General features: G+C 67.4%; 16 protein-coding genes. 4 read left to right on the plus strand and 12 right to left on the minus strand.

The window, feature by feature from the left end:
- Window positions 1–52: 52 nt before the first annotated feature.
- Both ABIA65_RS29375 and ABIA65_RS29380 read left to right on the plus strand, forming a co-directional pair.
- Window positions 53–916 carry a ribokinase gene (locus tag ABIA65_RS29375; protein WP_354525757.1) on the plus strand — a complete coding sequence of 288 codons (864 nt, stop codon included), beginning with the start codon at window positions 53–55 and terminating at the stop codon, window positions 914–916.
- A gap of 14 nt (window positions 917–930) precedes the next feature.
- On the plus strand, window positions 931–1,761 hold the full coding sequence (locus ABIA65_RS29380) for an enoyl-CoA hydratase/isomerase family protein (RefSeq protein WP_241404394.1): 831 nt from the start codon (window positions 931–933) through the stop codon (window positions 1,759–1,761).
- 10 nt (window positions 1,762–1,771) lie between these two features.
- Here ABIA65_RS29380 and ABIA65_RS29385 read toward each other — a convergent pair whose 3' ends face one another.
- Together ABIA65_RS29385 and ABIA65_RS29390 are read right to left on the minus strand one after the other, a co-directional pair.
- Window positions 1,772–2,578 (minus strand): GntR family transcriptional regulator, encoded by an 807-nt coding sequence (locus tag ABIA65_RS29385; protein WP_241404393.1) that lies wholly within the window; start codon window positions 2,576–2,578, stop codon window positions 1,772–1,774.
- Window positions 2,579–2,630: 52 nt separating this feature from the next.
- Entirely contained in the window at window positions 2,631–4,673 is a 2,043-nt protein-coding gene (locus ABIA65_RS29390) for an NAD(+) synthase (RefSeq protein ID WP_354525758.1), read from the minus strand.
- Window positions 4,674–4,708: 35 nt separating this feature from the next.
- Between ABIA65_RS29390 and ABIA65_RS29395 the strand changes: the two genes are divergently transcribed.
- Window positions 4,709–5,539: an SIR2 family NAD-dependent protein deacylase gene (locus ABIA65_RS29395; RefSeq protein ID WP_354525859.1), complete on the plus strand. Its 831-nt coding sequence runs from the start codon at window positions 4,709–4,711 to the stop codon at window positions 5,537–5,539.
- A gap of 34 nt (window positions 5,540–5,573) precedes the next feature.
- On the opposite strand, the gene ABIA65_RS29400 is transcribed toward ABIA65_RS29395, so the two are convergent.
- Entirely contained in the window at window positions 5,574–6,842 is a 1,269-nt protein-coding gene (locus ABIA65_RS29400) for a cytochrome P450 (protein ID WP_354525759.1), read from the minus strand.
- Window positions 6,843–6,908: 66 nt separating this feature from the next.
- Between ABIA65_RS29400 and ABIA65_RS29405 the strand changes: the two genes are divergently transcribed.
- Window positions 6,909–7,538: a TetR/AcrR family transcriptional regulator gene (locus ABIA65_RS29405; RefSeq protein ID WP_354525760.1), complete on the plus strand. Its 630-nt coding sequence runs from the start codon at window positions 6,909–6,911 to the stop codon at window positions 7,536–7,538.
- Here the strand turns inward: ABIA65_RS29405 and proB are convergent.
- The 9 genes from proB to ABIA65_RS29450 form a co-directional block, all read right to left on the minus strand.
- On the minus strand, window positions 7,535–8,650 hold the full coding sequence (proB, locus tag ABIA65_RS29410; RefSeq protein ID WP_354525761.1) for a glutamate 5-kinase: 1,116 nt from the start codon (window positions 8,648–8,650) through the stop codon (window positions 7,535–7,537). The two genes, ABIA65_RS29405 and proB, sit on opposite strands and share 4 nt — an antisense overlap.
- Entirely contained in the window at window positions 8,647–10,095 is a 1,449-nt protein-coding gene (obgE, locus tag ABIA65_RS29415; protein WP_241404387.1) for a GTPase ObgE, read from the minus strand. Before obgE ends, proB begins: the two co-directional genes overlap by 4 nt.
- Before the next feature lie 86 nt (window positions 10,096–10,181).
- Window positions 10,182–10,448 carry a 50S ribosomal protein L27 gene (gene rpmA / locus ABIA65_RS29420; RefSeq protein WP_241404386.1) on the minus strand — a complete coding sequence of 89 codons (267 nt, stop codon included), beginning with the start codon at window positions 10,446–10,448 and terminating at the stop codon, window positions 10,182–10,184.
- A 16-nt stretch (window positions 10,449–10,464) separates the two neighbouring features.
- Window positions 10,465–10,776, minus strand: a complete 312-nt coding sequence (gene rplU / locus ABIA65_RS29425; RefSeq protein WP_241404385.1) for a 50S ribosomal protein L21 — start codon at window positions 10,774–10,776, stop codon at window positions 10,465–10,467.
- A 190-nt stretch (window positions 10,777–10,966) separates the two neighbouring features.
- Window positions 10,967–13,837, minus strand: a complete 2,871-nt coding sequence (rne, locus tag ABIA65_RS29430; protein WP_354525762.1) for a ribonuclease E — start codon at window positions 13,835–13,837, stop codon at window positions 10,967–10,969.
- Window positions 13,838–14,136: 299 nt separating this feature from the next.
- Window positions 14,137–14,547 (minus strand): nucleoside-diphosphate kinase, encoded by a 411-nt coding sequence (ndk, locus tag ABIA65_RS29435; protein WP_241404383.1) that lies wholly within the window; start codon window positions 14,545–14,547, stop codon window positions 14,137–14,139.
- Between the two features lie 16 nt (window positions 14,548–14,563).
- Complete coding sequence (locus ABIA65_RS29440; RefSeq protein WP_241405580.1) at window positions 14,564–14,902, minus strand: DUF4233 domain-containing protein; 339 nt, start codon at window positions 14,900–14,902, stop codon at window positions 14,564–14,566.
- A gap of 76 nt (window positions 14,903–14,978) precedes the next feature.
- A complete protein-coding gene (gene folC / locus ABIA65_RS29445) occupies window positions 14,979–16,379 on the minus strand; it encodes a bifunctional tetrahydrofolate synthase/dihydrofolate synthase (protein WP_241404382.1) in 1,401 nt (466 codons plus the stop codon).
- Complete coding sequence (locus ABIA65_RS29450; protein WP_354525763.1) at window positions 16,376–19,030, minus strand: valine--tRNA ligase; 2,655 nt, start codon at window positions 19,028–19,030, stop codon at window positions 16,376–16,378. The genes folC and ABIA65_RS29450 overlap by 4 nt, the downstream gene beginning before the upstream one ends.
- Between the last annotated feature and the right edge of the window lie 67 nt (window positions 19,031–19,097).

Consider the following 19,097-nt stretch of genomic DNA (forward strand, 5'->3'; position numbering starts at 1 on the left):
CCAGCGTATCGAGACAAGCCGGGATCGGCCCGGTTGGGGTTACCGTAAGCCCGTGGCAGGTTCGAGCAACCGGGTGTGCGTCGTGGGTAGCGTGAATCTCGACCAGTCCTTCGAGGTCTCGACACTGCCCAAACCCGGCGAAACGGTGCTGGCGTCCGCGGTGACGTCGTCTCCGGGCGGCAAGGGCGGCAACCAGGCCGTCGCGGCGTCCCGCGCGGGCGCCACGGTGGATCTCGTCGCAGCGGTCGGCGACGACGATGCCGGTTCACGACTGCGTGCCCACCTGCTCGACAACGGAGTCGGCCTCGGCGGCGTCATGACCGTGCCCGGACCGAGCGGTGCCGCGGTGATTCTGGTGGACGAGCACGCCGAGAACTGCATCGTGGTCGCACCGGGAGCCAATGCCCATCTGCATCTGGCATCGGCACGCACACGGATCGAGATCGCCGACGCCGACGTCGTGCTGATCCAACTCGAGATACCGATCGACACCGCGCTCGCGGCCGCGCGCACCGGGCGGGCCGGGGGCGCTGTGGTGATGCTCAACGCATCACCCGGCGGTACGCCGCCTGCTCAACTCGAGGAGCTGGCCCAGGCCGTGGACGTCGTGATCGTCAACGACCATGAGTCTCGCGAAATTCGTTGGCAGGTACCCCATCTGGTGATCACTCGTGGTGCGCGAGGCGCCTCCTATCAGGGCGTCGCCGAACGCTACGACGTCGAGGCGCCAGCCGTGGAGGCCGTCGACACCACCGGCGCGGGCGACGTGTTCGCCGGCGTGCTCGCCGCGGACTGGCACCGCGGTCCCAGGAACGCCCTGATTCGAGCGTGCGCCGCAGGCGCGCTCGCTACCCTGACGCCCGGCGCGGGCAACTGCGCGCCGACCCGCGAAGCCATCGACGACGTACTGCAATGAGCCCGAGGAGCCCGATGACGACCGCCGCCAAGAGCACGCCCCGCCCACCCGAGGGCGACTGGCTCGGCACCCCGTTCCTGCGCTTCGAGCGCGAGGGGCCGTTCGGGATCGTCACGCTGGACCGCCCTCAGGCACGCAACGCGATGACGCCGGCGATGTACTTCGGCATCCGATACGCGGTCACCCACGTCGAGGCCGACGACGACCTGGCGGGCCTGCTGATCACCGGCACCGGTGACGTGTTCGCGCCGGGCGGTGATCTCGGCGGCGGTGACGGCGTGGACGACTGGATGACCTTCGGGCCCGCGCTGTCGATGGATGTCACGCCGTTCGAGACGCTGCGTCAGTCGGTCAAGCCGGTGGTGTCGGCGGTCAACGGCCTGTGTCAGGGCGGCGGCCTGCAGATCGCGATGTGCAGTGACATGGCGGTGGTCAGCGACCGCGCGACCTTCCGCGTCCCCGAGTTGTACCGCGGCATCGCCGACACCTACTACAGCCAGATGCTCGCCCGCGTCATCGGACCCATGCGAACCAGGGACCTGATGTTCACCGGCCGCACCCTGACCGCGCAGGAGGCCGCGGACTGGGGAATGGTGGCGCGAGTGGTCCCGCACGACGATCTCGCGGGCGCCGCGCGCGAGGTGCTGACCCAGGTGTGCCGCACCGCGCCCAAGGCGCGCTCGGTGGTGAAGTCGAGCCTCGACAACTACATGGGGCTGTTCGACCGGATCGGCATGAAGGCCTCCTACAGCGGGCCCGAGGCGGTCGAGGGTTTCGTGGCGTTCAAGGAGCGCCGCTCACCCGAATGGGTGCACCCCGACCTGCGTACCGACGGCCGGCTCTAGCCGCTGCCGCTCAGGCGTGCGGCCGACGCACGTCGTGCGCGATCGCCATGCCGACACCGGATTCGAGATCCGCGGCCGTCTGGGTCAGCAGCACCCGACTTCGGTTCGGCGACAGCGTCACCGACAGACAGTGATGCGGCCCGGCCGCGGTGTGGGCCAGCGAGTTGATGCGGATCAACGCCGCGCCGATCGACACACCGAGTGTGGCCGCCGTCCTGGGCCCGGCGATCTCGGCGGTCAGCTCGTGGTCGAGGCTCGTCAGCCCGACACCCGCGTCGTGCAGGACGTGAAAGATCGGGGCACCTGCCAGCCCGGGCGCGGTGAGTTCGTCGGCGAGACCCTCGGGAAGCCATGCCTCGGAGATCATCAGCCGCTCACCCGTGCGTCGCTCCCGCCGCAGCCTCAGCACGTGAAGCGCCTGGTCTGGTCCGCCAAGGCGCTCGGCGATGGGTCCCGGCACGGTGCGCACGCCGAACTCGATCACCTCGACCTCGGTCTCGAACTCGACCTGCCGCAGTTCGTCCATGTACGAACCGGTCTCGTCGTACCCCCGCGGCGGTGATCGGTCGGTGACGAAGGAACCGACGCCGTGTCTGCGCTCGATCAACCCGGCGTCGGCGAGGTCGGCCAGAGCGCGGCGCACGGTGATCCGCGAGACGCCGAACTGCTCGCACATCGACAGTTCGGTCGGCAGACCATCGCCCGCGGCCAATGCGCCGCGGGCGATCTCGTCGTGCAGGACCAGGAACAGCTGCCGATGCAGCGGCACCCCGGCAGCGACGTTGACCAGCGACTCTTGGTCGCTCGCTTCTGCCATCGTCGTGATCTTCGCACGATCTGGCGCGTAGCGGTCGGATACCGCTACGCCCCTATGCCTCGGGTACTTCGCGCTCGATCTCGTCGAGCCAGGTGCGTGCGGACATGTCCGACGGCGCCCGCCAGTCCCCGCGCGGTGACAGCGCCCCGCCTGCGGACACCTTCGGACCGTTGGGCAGGGCTGACCGCTTGAACTGGCTGAAGGAGTAGAACCGCTGCACGAAGACCGTCAGCCAGTGCCGAATCTCCTTGAGCGAGTACGACGGTCGTTTGTCATCTGGGTACCCTGCGGGCCAGTCGCCATGATCGGCGTCATGCCAGGCATGCCAGGCCAGGAAGGCGACCTTCGACGGCCGAAATCCCCAGCGGAGCACCTGGTACAGCGAGAAGTCCTGAAGAACATACGGGCCGACCTTCGCCTCACTGCTCTGGATCTCCTCGTCCTCACCCGTGGGCACGAGTTCGGGTGTGATCTCGGTGTCCAGCACCGACGCCAGGATGCCGTTGACGGTGTCGTCGAACTGCTCGGAGGCGATAACCCATCGAATCAGGTGCTGAATCAACGTCTTCGGTACACCACCGTTGACGTTGTAGTGCGACATCTGGTCGCCCACACCGTAGGTCGACCAGCCCAGTGCCAACTCGGACAGATCACCCGTGCCGAGCACTATGCCGCCGCGCTGATTGGCCAACCGGAACAGGTAGTCGGTGCGCAGACCCGCCTGCACGTTCTCGAAGGTGACGTCGTAGACCTTCTCGCCGCGGGCGAACGGATGGCCCATCTCGGTCAGCATCAACGTCGCGGTGTCACGGATGTCGAGTTCGGAGAAGGTGACGCCCAGCGCCTTACTCAACGCGATGGCGTTGCCCTTGGTGCGCTCACCGGTGGCGAAACCGGGCAGGGTGAAGGCCAGGATGTCACTACGGGGGCGCCCCTCCCGGTCCATCGCATGCGCGGCGACGATCAACGCGTGGGTGGAGTCCAGGCCCCCCGACACACCGATCACGACGTTCGGATAGTTCAGCGCCCGCAGCCGTTGCTCCAGCCCGGACACCTGGATGTTGTAGGCCTCGTAGCAATCCTGTTGCAGCCGTTCTGGATCCGCGGGAACGAACGGGAAGCGCTCGACCTCGCGACGCAGCCCGATATCGCCTGCCGGCGGGTTGACGGTGAACTCGATCCGCCGGAACGCGTCGGTCCGCGCACCGTGGTGGCGCCGGTTGTCGTCGAAGGTGCCCATGCGGATCCGCTCGGCGCGCAGCAGTTCGGTGTCGACATCGGCGACAGAGCGCCGCTCGCCCTTGGGAAAGCGCTCGGATTCGGCAAGCAGGGTGCCGTTCTCGTAGATCATCGTCTGGCCGTCCCAGGACAGGTCAGTCGTCGACTCGCCCTCCCCCGCGGCGGCGTACACATAGGCCGCGAGGCAGCGAGACGACGCCGAGCGGGCCATGAGCTTGCGATCCTCGGCCCTACCGATCGTGATCGGACTTCCGGACAGGTTCGCCAGCACCGTCGCCCCGGCCAGCGCGGCCTCCGCACTCGGCGGAACCGGCACCCACATGTCCTCGCAGATCTCCACGTGCAGCACGAAACTCGGCAGATCGGTCGCGGCGAACAACAGGTCCGGCCCGAACGGCACGTCGGTGGACGCGACGCGAATGGTCCCGCGCACGTCATCACCGGCCGCGATCTGCCTGCGCTCGTAGAACTCCCGGTAGGTCGGCAGATAGGACTTCGGCACCACCCCGAGCACGCTGCCGCGGTGGATGACCACAGCGGTGTTGTAGATCCTGTTGCGGTAGCGCAACGGCGCCCCCACGACGAGCACGGGCAGCAGGTCCGCCGTGGCCGCCACCAGATCTGCCAGCGCCCGTTCGACGGCGTCGAGCAGGCCGTCCTGCATCAACACGTCCTCGATGGAGTATCCCGAGAGCGTCAGCTCTGGGAACACCGCCAACGCGACACCCTCATCGTGGCAGTCGCGTGCCAGCGCGAGCACCGATTCGGCGTTGGCCACGGGGTCGGCCAGCGTCGTGTGATGGGTACATGCGGCCACTCGGACGAAGCCGTGCCGATACGCCGAATGGAAGTCCACGGCTCAATTGTCGCAAAGTGGCTAGCCTCGACGGTGTGGAAGGCCCCGAACTGCTCCGCGTGCTCGCTGGTCAACGCGTGGCCGTCCTGACCGGCGCCGGCATGTCCACCGACTCCGGCATCCCCGACTACCGGGGACCGGACTCACCGCCGAGCAACCCGATGACCATTCAACAGTTCACCTCCGACCCCGAGTTTCGGCAGCGGTACTGGGCGCGTAACCACGTCGGTTGGCGGTACATGGCGGCGACGATGCCCAACGCCGGACACCGCGCGCTGGCCACGCTCGAACGCGCCGGAGTGGTCACCGCCGTCATCACCCAGAACGTTGATCTGCTGCACACCAAGGCGGGCAGTCGCACGGTCGTCGACCTGCACGGGACGTACGCGCGGGTGATCTGCCTGGCGTGTGACTTCTCGATGAGCCGGGCCGCGCTCGCCGACGAGTTGGAGGCGCTCAACCCCGGCTTCCTCGAAAGCGCCGAGCGGGTGGGCGGTATCGCGGTGGCGCCCGACGCCGACGCGGTGGTCCGTGAGACGGGGTCGTTCCGGTTCCTCGACTGTCCGCGCTGTTCGGGCATGCTCAAACCCGATATCGTCTACTTCGGCGAGAGCGTTCCGAAATCGCGTGTGGAGAGGGCGTATTCACTCGTCGCCGACGCCGATGCCCTGCTGGTGGCCGGGTCATCGCTCACCGTGTTCTCCGGGCTGCGCTTCGTCCGCCACGCGGCTTCAGCGGGCAAGCCCGTCGCGATCATCAACCGTGGGCCCACCCGCGGCGACGCGCTGGCGGCGGTGAAGGTCGACGGCGGCTGCTCCGAACTACTGGCCCTGCTGGCCGACGAACTCGCGATTTCGGCGCGTTAAGGCGCGGTGAGCGCTCCAAAACGCGCCGAAATCGCTAGAAGGTGACGGGCATCGACCGGATGGCGTGGATGAAGTTGCCCGCGACGTAGGTCGGCTCACCGGCCGCGATATCGGGGATCTGGGTGAGCAGCTCGGAGAATATCGACCGCAACTGCGCGCGGGCGACGTGCGCGCCCAGACAGAAGTGCCGCCCGCCGCCACCGAAGCCGACGTGCGCATTGGGCTTGCGCCCCAGGTCCAGTCGGTGCGGCGCGTCGAACACCTCGGTGTCGAAGTTGGCCGATGAGTAGAACATCACGACCTTCTCGCCGGCCGCGATGCGTTGGTCGCCGAGTTCACAGTCCGTCGATGCGGTCCGGCGGAATGTCATCACCGGGGTGGCCCACCGGACGAACTCCTCGACCGCGCCGCCGATGCGGTCGTCGAAGTCGGCGGCCAGCCAGGCGCGTTGATCACCGAAGTCGGTCAACGCCCTCATGGCGTGGCTGGTGGTCTGGCGGGTGGTGTCGTTACCCGCCACTGCCAACAGCACGAAGAACGCCGACACCTCGGCATCGGTGAGCCGGTCGCCGTCCACCTCGGCGTGCACCAGCGCGCTGATCAGGTCGTCACCGGGATTGGCCCGCCGATCCGCGGCCAGCGCACCGGCCACCTGATGCAGGTACATCTGATTGCCGACCAGCACCTCAAGCGGGTTGCGGCCGTCCAGGTAGACCTCATCGCCCCACGACACCAGCGCATCGGCGGCGCTGGCCACCTGCGCGCGTTCGGATTCGGGGATGCCGACCATATCCGACAGCGTTCGGATCGGAAGTTCCTTGGCACAGTGCTCGACGAAGTCGGCACCACTGCCCGCCTCGCGCAGCTCGCCCACGATGTTCCGCGCGTTCTCCTTGATCGAGTCCTCGATGCGCCGCACCTGGCGCGGGGTGAACGCCGAGTGCACGACCTTGCGGATCAGCGTGTGCCGCGGCGGGTCCATCGCCAGGAACGACTGCGAGGCCTCGAGCAGTTCCTCGGGGATGTTCTCGAACAGCACACCCTTGCCGGACAGGTACGTCTCGCTGTCGCGGCTGACGGTGACGACGTCGGCGTGGCGGGTGACCGCCCAGTAGCCGTGGTCCTCCGGGTCATGCATGAGCGAGTCCTCGACCGGTGGATGCCAGCTGACCGGGCGCGCGGCCCGTAGCTCGGCGAACGACGTCTCACGGTCCGCGGCGGTGCCCGACCAGAACGCCTTCGACGACAGGTCGATGGGATCGTACGGACGCGACGAGCTGGGTGTGAGCGGCGACACAGTCATGGCGCTGACCATAGGTCTAGACACTATGTCTAGTCAAGGTGTGGCTCGCTCGGATACCCTGAGTCGGTGCCGTCCGTCACCCGAAGACCGCAGGCCAAGCGACAGGAACGTCGCGAGCAGATCGAACGCCAGCTCCTCGACGCCACCGATCGCCTCATGGGCGCCGGTGCCAGCTTCACCGAGCTGAGCGTGGACCGGCTGGCGACCGAGGCGGGGATATCGCGGGCCAGCTTCTACATCTACTTCGAGGACAAGGGCCACCTCCTGCGCCAGCTGACGGGCCAGGTGTTCAGCGATCTGGCCAACGGCGCCGAGCGCTGGTGGAGCGTCGCGCATCGCCGCGACCCCGCCGATGTCCGTGTCGCCATGACCGCGATCATCGCGAGCTACCGCCGCCATCAACCCCTGCTCGTGGCGCTGAACGAGATGTCTGCCTACGACCCACTGGTCGGCTCCACCTACACCGAGATACTCGCCGGAATCTCGGCGCGCGTGACCGCCATCATCGAGCAGGGCCAGGCGCAGGGAACCATCCGCCAGGAGCTGCCGCCCGAGTCGACCGCGACGACGTTGACGTGGATGGTGGAGCGGTCGTGTCAGCAGAACCTGCCAGGCAGACCGGACTCCTATGACGCCGAACTCGCCAACGCGCTGACCCAGATCATCTGGGGCGCACTGTATCTCGAAGCGCCCTAGACAGCGACCAGATCGTCCGCGTGGACGGCGGGGCGACGCATCTCGGGAGGAAGGTCAGATGTCGAGCGCCCGATCATGGTCGCCAGCTCCCCCGCCTCATAGGCCACCACACCGCGCGCCACCGTCACCGCGTCGGTGCTCCGAAGCTCCACCACGTCACCGCCATGGAAGCGTCCGGACACTCCGGTGATACCCGCGGGCAGCAGTGAGCGACGTTGTCTGAGCACCGCCCGGATGGCACCGTCGTCCAGCGTCAGGACACCTGCCGCCTCCGCCGCGTAGCGCACCCAGAACCGACGGGCCGTCATCCGCTCGGGCCGGGCCGCGAACACCGTTCCGACCGACGCATCGACCAGCGCGGCGGTGGCGTCGGCCGCCGCAGCCAACAGCACCGGCACGCCCGCGTCGGCTGCCAGCAACGCCGACGACAGTTTGGAGGCCATTCCCCCGGTGCCCAGCTTGCTGCCGTTACCTGCCACGACGCCGTCGAGGTCGTCGGGCGCTGCGACCTCGGCGATGAATCGCGCGGGGCGATCCTCGGTCGCCTTGCGTGGGTCCCCGTCATACAGGCCGTCGATATCGCTCAGCAGGATCAGCGCGTCCGCTCCGACCAGATGCGCGACGAGCGCTGACAGGCGATCGTTGTCACCGAACCGGATCTCATTGGTGGCGACGGTGTCGTTCTCGTTGACGATCGCCACCGCGTGCAGTGCGCGCAGCCGATCCAGGGTGCGCTGAGCGTTGTTGTGCTGCACGCGCATTGAGATGTCATGGGCCGTCAGCAACACCTGTCCGACGGTGCGGTTGTAACGACCGAATGCCGCACTCCAGGCGTTGACCAACGCCACCTGACCAACGCTGGCGGCCGCCTGCTTGGTCGCCAGGTCAGTGGGTCGCTTGGTCAGACGCAGTGGTTCGATACCCGCCGCGATAGCACCCGAGGACACGATCACGACGTCGGATCCCGCCTCCATGCGCGCCTCGATGGCGTCGGCGAGGGTGGCCAGGCGGTCGGCGTCGAACCTGCCCGAGGGCGTGGTGAGCGCGGTCGTGCCAACCTTGACCACCACGCTGCGGGCCGTGCGGACCGCCTCGCGATGGAGACTGGTCACTGCTCGTCTCCACCGGCCCGACGGCGCTCCTTGCGAGCGGCCTTTCGTTCGGGTGCACCGATGCGGTCGGTCTGTTCCAGGCGCACGTCGGTACCGCGGCCCGACAGCGGCATGTCGACACCGGCCGGAGTCTGGGGCTCCCAGTCGAACGTCATATCGCCGATGGTGACGGCGCAACCCGGCCGTGCCCCCAACTTGATCAGCTCGTCCTCGACGCCGAGCCTGGCCAACCTGTCACCCAGGTAGCCGACGGCCTCGTCGTTCGTGAAGTCGGTCTGGTTGATCCAGCGTTCCGGCCGGGTGCCACGCACCACGAAGCCATCCTCACCGTCGGATTCGATGGTGAAGCCACTGTCGTTCGTCGGGACGGGCCGGATCACGGGACGTCGGGGCGCGACGACGGGCTGCGACTCGCGGAACGCCGTCACCATATCGGCCAGCGCGAAGGTCAAGGGCCGCAATCCATCCCTGCTGACGGCCGACACCTCGAAGACCGGCCAGCCGTAGCGCTGGGTCACCTCGTCGCGGACGAAGTCGGCCAGCTCGCGGGCATCGGGAACGTCGATCTTGTTGAGCACCACCGCACGCGGGCGCCCGGCGAGATCACCCAGCGTCGAATCACCTTGCAGTGTCGGGACGTAGGCGGCGAGTTCGGCCTCCAGCGCCTCGATATCGGAGATCGGGTCGCGCCCCGGTTCCATCGTCGCGCAGTCGACGACGTGAACCAGCACGGCGCATCGCTCGATATGGCGCAGGAAGTCAAGGCCGAGACCACGGCCGGCGGACGCGCCAGGAATCAGTCCGGGCACATCGGCCACGGTGAAGGTGCGCTCGCCTGCGGACACGACGCCCAGATTCGGCGTCAACGTGGTGAACGGGTAATCGGCGATCTTCGGCTTCGCTGCCGAGATCACCGACACGAGCGAGGACTTGCCCGCCGAGGGGAAACCGACCAGACCGACGTCGGCGACCGTCTTGAGTTCGAGAGTGAGATCGCGGGCCTCACCCTTCTCCCCCAGCAGGGCGAACCCTGGAGCCTTGCGGGCACGCGATGCCAGCGCGGCGTTGCCGAGTCCACCACGACCGCCTGCGGCGGCCTCGAAACGGGTGCCCTCGCCGACCAGATCCGCGAGTAGCCGCCCGTTCTCGTCGAGGACGACGGTGCCGTCGGGCACCCGGACCTCGAGGTCCGCACCGGCCGCACCGTCACGGTTATTACCGGCCCCCTGCTTACCGGAGGGCGCGTCGACGTGCGGATGGAAGTGGAAGTCGAGAAGCGTGTGAACCTGAGGGTCCACGACGAACACGATGCTGCCACCCCGGCCGCCGTTGCCGCCGTCCGGTCCACCGAGCGGTTTGAACTTCTCACGGTGCACCGAGGCGCAGCCGTGACCGCCATTGCCGGCTCGTGCATGAATCACGACTCGGTCAACGAACCGGGGCATGGTGTCCTTCCCCTCGATTGTGAAGCTAGTGAGCGATTCGGGTGAGAACTCGCAGCAGCTTCACTCGCGTGGAAGTCCTCGGGGTATTAGGCCTCGGGTCGCGGGACGCGGACGATGTTGACCGTCTTGCGTCCACGCTTGACACCGAACGTGACAGCGCCCGGAGCGGTGGCGAACAGAGTGTCGTCGCCGCCACGGCCGACGTTCACGCCGGGGTGGAAGTGGGTGCCGCGCTGCCGGACGATGATCTCGCCAGCCTTGACGACCTGACCACCGAACCGCTTAACGCCTAGGCGCTGTGAGTTGGAGTCGCGACCGTTGCGCGAGCTGGAAGCGCCCTTCTTGTGTGCCATTGTTCGCTCCCTTGCCTTACTTGATTCCGGTGACCTTGACGACCGTCAGCTTCTGACGGTGGCCCTGCCGCTTGTGATAGCCGGTCTTGTTCTTGAACTTGTGGATGCGGATCTTCGGGCCCTTGGTGTGCTCGAGGACCTCTGCCGTCACGGCGACCTTCTCGAGGGCCTTGGCATCGGTGGTGACATTCGCACCGTCGACGACCAACGCCACCGGAAGCGAGACCGAGTCGCCGGCCTCGATCTCCAGCTTCTCGACCTTGACGATGTCTCCAACCGCGACCTTGTACTGCTTGCCGCCGGTCTTGACGATTGCGTACGTCGCCATAAGTGTGTCTTCCTCTACTTCGCTGAAGCGGGCGCGCGCTACCCGAAGGCTGCGTGCGCGGGTCTGGGGTGCGGGGAAAGGCCCCGCCGCCACCGGCTCAGATATTCACGGAGCCAGCAGACAACTGCTCAAGATTACGTGACCAGCGGGTAAGGGGTCAAACCGCCTCGCCCGTAGGTCGGTGCACAGGTCATGAGGCCGGAGGACCCGCCGGACGTGCGGCTGCGCGGCGACGGCGGGGACGGGACGGGGCGACGAGGTCCTCATCGTCATCCTCGTCATCGTCGGAGTCCTCGTCCTCATCGTCGTCAGAGTCGTCATCCGAGTCGTCGTCAGAGTCCTCGTCGTCCTCATCATCCGAGTCGTCGTCATCGTCATCATCGGCGTCGTCATCATCGGCGTCGTCATCGGCGCCGATCACCTCGATGTCGTCGTCGTCGATGTCGTTCTCGTCGTCATCGACGTCGAGGTTCTCCTCGTCGGCGTCGTCCTCGTCGTCATCAGACTCGTCGTCGCTCTCGGCGTCATCGATCTCGTCGAAGTCACCGTCATCGGGTGCCCGGTGCCTGGCGACCGACTCTGCGACCTCGCCGTCTGGGACCACCAGGGTCTCGTCGTCGCCGACCTCACCCTCGGTGTCATCGTCCTCGTGACGTCCGTTTGCGGCGGCCATGGCCTTGAACATCGGATGTTCGTTGGCGCCGTGCACGGGCACCTTGGCGACTGCGACCTCCGCCTCGGCGGGCTGAGTGCCCTTCTTCCCGCGCTTGCCACGCCGGCCACCGGCCGTGCCCGGCTCGGCCTTGCGGCCGGAGTTCGACGACCCCGAGTCGACGGGGTCACCGTGGATCACGATGCCGCGCCCGTTGCAGTGCGTGCAGTTGGTCGAGAACGCCTCGATCAGGCCGGTGCCGAGCTTCTTGCGGGTCAGCTGCACCAACCCCAGCGAGGTGACCTCGGAGACCTGATGCCGTGTCCTGTCGCGGGCGAGCGCCTCGGTCAGCCTGCGAAGCACCAGATCGCGGTTGGACTCGAGCACCATGTCGATGAAGTCGACGACGATGATGCCGCCGATGTCACGCAACCGCAGTTGGCGCACGACCTCCTCAGCGGCTTCGAGGTTATTGCGCGTCACCGTCTGCTCGAGGTTGCCACCCGAGCCGGTGAACTTGCCGGTGTTGACGTCGACCACGGTCATCGCCTCGGTGCGGTCGATCACCAGGGTGCCCCCCGATGGCAGGTACACCTTGCGGTCCAGCGCCTTGGTGAGCTGCTCGTCGATGCGGTGCACCGCGAAGACGTCCGGGCCGTTGCCACCACCCGCGGGCTCGTACTTCGTCATCCGCGGAAGAAGTTCCGGCGCAACAGATGTCACGTAATCGTCGATCGTCTTCCAGGCGTCGTCGCCGGAGACGATGAGGCCGGAGAAGTCCTCGTTGAACAGGTCTCGGATCACCTTGACCAGGACATCGGGCTCCTCGTAGAGCGCGACCGCCGCACCGGCGGCCTTCCCGGTGATCTCGGTGGCCTTGGCCTCGATCTGCGTCCAGCGCTCCTGAAGACGATTGACGTCGGTGCGGATGTCGTCTTCCTTGACACCCTCGGACGCGGTGCGGATGATCACGCCGGCGTCAGCCGGGACCACCTCGCGCAGAATCTCCTTGAGTCGCTGACGTTCGGTGTCGGGAAGCTTGCGGCTGATGCCCGTCGACGAGGCTCCCGGAACGTAGACCAGGTACCGCCCGGCGAGCGACACCTGCGTGGTCAGCCGTGCACCCTTGTGCCCGACCGGGTCCTTGCTGACCTGGACGACGACGTAGTCACCGGGCTTGAGTGCCTGCTCGATCTTGCGCTGCGCACCGCCGAGGCCTGCGGCCTCCCAGTTCACCTCGCCGGCGTAGAGCACACCGTTGCGGCCACGGCCGATGTCGACGAACGCGGCTTCCATCGACGGCAGCACGTTCTGCACGATGCCCAGGTAGACGTTGCCGACGAGGGACGCCGACGCGGCCGACGTGACGAAGTGCTCAACGACGACGCCGTCCTCGAGCACGGCGATCTGGGTGTAGCGGGCACCCTCGTGGGGCGGTTCGGTGCGGACCTTGTCGCGCACCACCATGACGCGCTCGACGGCCTCGCGACGGGCCAGGAACTCGGCCTCGCTCAGGATCGGCGGCCGGCGCCGGCCCGCGTCGCGTCCGTCGCGCCGCCGCTGCCGCTTGGCCTCCAGCCGGGTGGACCCGCTGATGCCTTGAATCTCGTTGCTCTTGTCGACCTTGGCCCGAGGGGCGCGTTCGTGGACGACCGTGTTGGGCGGATCGTCGGGCGACGCCGACTCGTCACCGTCGCTCGTACCCGACTTGCGCCTGCGGCGGCGGCGACGACGGCGGTTGCCGCCCTCACCACCGGCGTTGTCGTCATCGTCGGCGTCGTCCTCGTCGGACTCATCGTCGTCGGAGTCGCTGTCACCGGACTCGTCGTCGGAGTCACCGTCGGTGGGGTCGTCGGGGTTCTGCTCGCCGCGCCCCCGTCCGCGTCCGCGGCGTCCACGCCTGCGCCGCCGGTTGGCGGGCCGGTCCGAGGAGTCGTCGTCATCGTCGGTCTCGAGGGCGCTGTCCTCGGCGTCATCGGCCTCGTCGGCGTCATCCGCGTCGTCGCTGTCCTCGTCATCGCGGCGACGCGGTTCGAATGAGACGGGCTGCGGCGCGACAAAGAGCGGCAGGTAGTCCGCCGCGACGGCCGGCGCCGACGATGGGGCCGGTGGGGCGAGAGGGGCCGATACCTGGAATGGAAAGGCGAACGGATCCATCGGCTCCAGCAGCAGCCGAGACTCGGGCTCCTCGCCCTGTGCCGTCTCATCAACCAGAGGATCGTCCGCAACGACGGAATCGTCCTCAACCACGATCGCCTGCTCGATGACGTCGGCCTCGTTGGCCTCGGTCACGTCGCCGAAGGCATCGGCGATCGCCTCGGCGGGGCTGGACTCACTCAGCTGAGCAGGTGGCTCCTGCTCGAACTGGAAGTCTTCTGGCTGGTCTTGGGTATGCGCATCCTGGGCCACGTATTCTCCTCAAGCCCCCGGGCGCGTCCTAATCGACGCGGCCACGCGAGGGCTCCCGCTATGGACTCGAGATTGACCCGAGTTTGTATGGTCTCGCTCCTAGTGACCCCGCAGGGCCTTCGGTGCCTGGCTGAATGACGGCTGGACGGCCGGCGCCGCACCTGCAAATCACAGGTTGTCGCGCTCGTCTAAGTCTTCATCCGGGTGTCGGCCTCTGGTATGAAGCCGGTCACCCGAGCCCAGTATCCCACATCGCGGCGTGGATTCCGACGAGGTGCCGTCGGAGGCTTACCGAACGGCTAGCGTCCGGGGAACCAGAGTTCGATCTCGCGGGCCGAGGACTCGGCCGAATCCGACCCGTGCACCAGGTTGTCCTGAGTGACGAGTGCCAGGTCACCGCGGATGGTGCCGGGGGTGGCCTTCTCGACGGGATCGGTCCCGCCGGCGATCTGACGGAACGCCGCGACGGCGCGCGGGCCCTCGACAATGGCCGCCACGACCGGGCCCGAGGTGATGAACTCGAGCAGCGAACCGAAGAACGGCTTGTCCGCGTGCTCGGCGTAGTGGGCGCGCGCCAGCTCGTCGCTGACGGTCTTGAGTTCCAGGGCCGCGATGCTCAGGCCCTTCCGCTCGATCCTGCCGAGAATCTCGCCCACGAGGTTGCGCTTCACACCATCGGGCTTCACCAAAACCAGCGTCCGCTCAGTCACCGCGATAGCGTACCGGTCAGGCTCCGTCGCCCTGTTGCCCAGGCAGGAGACCCCGCTCCTGACGGCGCTTGACCTCGGCCTTCAGGTAGGCGATCAACAGCCACACCCCGCCGAACACCACCCCGATGAAGCCGATGGCGCCGTGGATGAACGCCCCGGCGATCACCACCACCTGGAATCCGATGTTCGCCTTCAATGCCCACGGCCGCCCCTGCATGCCCGCCAACAGGATCAGCAGGACGGCCATGCCGATCACGTAGCCACCGGAGAAGACGGTGAGCCCGCCGTGCGACATGGAGACGACCGGCAGCGCGAGGAGCACGACGATCGCTTCGAGGATGAGGGTGCCCGCCATGACCCCGCGGAAGCTCTTCCACGGGTCGGGTGGGGTGGGCGATTCCACCGGTTGCTCGGTCACTGTGGTTGCTCGTTCACTGTGGGTCCCGTCCGAACAGAGTGCGTGCCGCGCCTGCGGTCACGACGGATCCGGTGATCACCATGCCGCTGCCGGAGTATCCGTCATCATTGCCCGACTCCTCGACCATCGCCGTCGCCGTCTCGATCGCGTCGGCGAGTGTCGCAGCGGTCACGACGCGTTCGGACCCAAAGCGTTCCTCGGCGCGCTCCGCAAGCGCCTCGACGTCCATGGCCCGTGGGGACCCATTGTGGGTGATGACGACGACGTCGAATGCGGGCTCCAGCGCGGCGAGGATTCCGTCCACGTCCTTGTCCGCCATCACCGAGATCACGCCGACGAGGAACCTGAAGTCGAACTCCTGGTCGAGCGTTGCGGTAAGCGCCGCAGCGCCCGCCGGATTGTGCGCGGCGTCGATGAACACCGTTGGGGCACTGCGCATCCGCTCCATACGTCCCGGACTGAGGACCGACGCGAAGCCGGCCCGAACCGCGTCAATGTCGAGTTGGCTTTGGGCTCCCGCCCCAAAGAACGCCTCGACCGCCGCCAGCGCAAGCACCGCGTTGTGCGCCTGGTGCTCGCCGTGCAGTGGCAGGAAGATCTCGGAGTAGGTGCCGCCCAGGCCCTGCAGCTCCAGAAGTTGCCCGCCGATGGCGATCTCGCGCCGCAGCACGGCGAACTCCGAGTCCTCGCGGGCCACGGCAGCTTCGCTGCGCACCGCCTGGGCCAGCAACACCTCCATCGCCTCGGGCGCCTGCTGCCCGATCACCGCCACGGTGTCGGTGGGCACCAGCGCGTCGGGCTGCTTGACGATCACCCCCGCCTTCTCCCCGGCGATCTCCCCGATGGTGTCACCGAGGTAGTCGGTGTGGTCGATGCCGATCGGGGTGATGACCACCACCGGCGCGTCGATGACGTTCGTGGCGTCCCAGCGGCCGCCCAACCCGACCTCGACAACCGCCACGTCGACGGGTGCGTCGGCGAACGCGGCGAACGCCATGGCGGTCACGACCTCGAACTTGCTCATCCTCGGACCGCCGGCCGCCTCGGACTGCGCGTCGACGAGTTCGACGAACGGTTCGATCTCGCGGTAGGTCTCGACGTACTGCGCGGGGCTGATGGGATGCCCGTCGATCGAGATGCGCTCCACCGCGGACTGCAGGTGTGGGCTGGTGGTCCGCCCGGTGCGTCGGTGCAGCGCCGACAGCAGTGCGTCGATGAGCCTGGCCACCGACGTCTTCCCGTTGGTACCGGCGACGTGGATGCTCGGGTAGGCGCGCTGCGGTGAGCCGAGCAACTCCATCAGCGCACTGATCCGTGCGGTGCTGGGCTCGATCTTGGTCTCCGGCCACCGCTGATCGAGCAGGTGCTCGACCTGCAGTAGCGATGCGACCTCGTCGGGTGTCGGCGCGGTCATGACAGCGCGGCGAGGCGGCCGGTGATGCGCTCCACCTCTTCCTGGGCCACCTGTTGGCGTGCACGGATCTTCTCGACCACGGCATCGGGCGCCTTCGCCAGGAACTCGGCGTTGCCGAGCTTGCCGGTGGTCTGGGCGAGATCCTTCTGCGCGGCAGCGAGGTCCTTCTCGAGCCTGCGCCGCTCGGCGGCGACGTCGACGGTGCCCGAGGTGTCCAGTTCCACGACGACCGTGGCACGAGACAACCGCACCTCGACCGATGCCGACGGGTTGAACCCATCGGCGGGATCGGTCAGCCAGGCCAGTGCCGCGACGGCCGCCACCTGCGTGTCCAGATCGGCCTCGGTGACGCCGACGAGCCGGGCGGGCACCCGCTGGCGGTCGTTGAGGCCCTGGTCACTGCGGAACCGGCGCACCTCGGTGATGAGCCTCTGCATGTCTGCGATCCGTTGCGCAGCAACGGGATCCAACGCGATACCGGATGCGGCAGGCCACTGGGCGATGACGACCGACTCGCCACCGGTCAGTGTCTTCCACAGCGTCTCGGTGACGAACGGCATTACCGGGTGAAGCAGCTTGAGCAGCGCGTCAAGAACGGCCGCCAACACCGCGTTGGTGGGCCCGTCCGGCTCCCCCGCGAGCTGCACCTTGGCCAGCTCGAGGTACCAGTCACAGAACTCGTCCCACGCGAAGTGGTACAGCGACTCGCACGCGCGACTAAACTCGTAGGCGTCGAACGACGAATCAACCTCGGCGCGAACCTCTTCCAGTCGACCCAGGATCCAGCGGTCCGCGTCCGTGAGGTCCTCGACGGGTGGCAGCGGTGCCGGCGAGGCACCGTTCATCAACGCGAACCGCGTCGCGTTGAAAAGCTTCGTTGCGAAGTTGCGCGAAGCCCTGGCGTGATCCTCGCCGATCGACAGGTCACCACCAGGACTGGCGCCGCGGGCCAGGGTGAACCGCAGCGCGTCTGTTCCAAACGTCGCCACCCAGTCCAGCGGATCGATGCCGTTGCCCTTGGACTTGCTCATCTTGCGACCGAACTCGTCGCGGATCAGCCCGTGCAGGAAGACGTTCTCGAACGGCACCTGCGGGCCGCGCGCGCCACCTGAGGTGATCGCGTCGTCGTCACCGACGAACGTGCCGAACATCATCATCCGGGCCACCCAGAAGAACAGGATGTCGTAGCCGGTGACCAGCACGCTGGTGGGATAGAACTTCTCGAGTTCGGGCGTGCGATCGGGCCAGCCCATGGTCGAGAAGGGCCACAGCGCCGACGAGAACCACGTGTCGAGGACGTCGGGGTCCTGTTCCCAACCCTGCGGCGGCGTCTCGTCGGGACCCACGCAGACCTGCTGACCATCGGGTCCGTGCCAGATCGGAATCCGGTGCCCCCACCACAGTTGCCGCGATATGCACCAATCGTGCATATCGTCGACCCAGGCGAACCATCGCGGCTCGAGGCTGGCGGGGTGGATCACGGTGTCGCCGTTGCGAACTGCGTCGCCGGCGGCCTTGGCCAGGGTCTCGACCTTGACCCACCACTGCAGTGAGAGGCGGGGCTCGATGGGCTCACCACTACGTTCGGAGTGCCCGACACTGTGCAGGTAGGGGCGTTTCTCCGCGACGATGCGGCCTTGCGCTGCGAGTGCCTCACGCACCTTGACGCGGGCCTCGAACCGGTCCATACCGTCGAATTCGGTTCCGGTGGCGGCGATCCGACCCTTGGCGTCCATCATCGTCGGCATGGCCAGCTTGTGCCGCATGCCGATCTCGAAGTCATTCGGGTCATGCGCCGGCGTCACCTTGACTGCGCCCGTGCCGAACTCGGGATCCACGTGCGTGTCGGCGACGATGAGGATCTCGCGGTCCATGAAGGGATGCGGCAGCGTGCGACCGACGAGAGCGCGGTACCGGTCGTCGTCGGGGTGCACGGCGATCGCGGTGTCACCGAGCATTGTCTCGACCCGGGTGGTCGCCACGACGAGGTGCGGTTCGTCGTCGTTCATCGAGCCGTACCGGAACGACACCAACTCGCCCTCGACGTCGGAGTACTTGACCTCGAGATCCGATATCGCGGTCTGCAGGACCGGCGACCAGTTAACGAGACGCTCGGCCTGGTAGATCAGCCCGGCATCGTAGAGCCGCTTGAAGATGGTGCGGACCGCCCGCGACAGACCCTCGTCCATGGTGAAGCGGTCGCGGCTCCAGTCCACGCCGTCACCGATGGCGCGCATCTGCGAGCCGATGGTGCCACCGGACTCACGCTTCCAGTCCCAGACCCGCTCGACGAACTGTTCGCGGCCGAGGTCCTCCTTGGACGTGCCGTCGGCGGCGAGCTGCTTCTCGACGACGCTCTGGGTGGCGATGCCCGCGTGGTCCATGCCAGGCAGCCACAGCACCTCATAACCCTGCATGCGCTTTCGGCGGGTCAGTGCGTCCATCAGGGTGTGGTCCAGCGCGTGACCCATGTGCAGATTGCCGGTGACGTTCGGCGGGGGCAGCACGATCGAGTACGGCGGCTTGTCGCTGGTCGGGTCGGCGGTGAAGTAGCCGGCATCCACCCAGCCCTGGTACAGGTCGGCTTCTACCGAACCCGGATCCCAGGATTTGGGGAGGGCATCGGCGCGATTGTCAGGGCTGGGGGTCACCGAGCCATTCTAGGAAGGACGGACCGCAATACGCGAAAGCCCCCGACACCCGGTGCGTTCGCTGGGT

This window comes from Mycolicibacterium sp. 624 (assembly GCF_040548615.1).
Lineage (GTDB): Bacteria > Actinomycetota > Actinomycetes > Mycobacteriales > Mycobacteriaceae > Mycobacterium.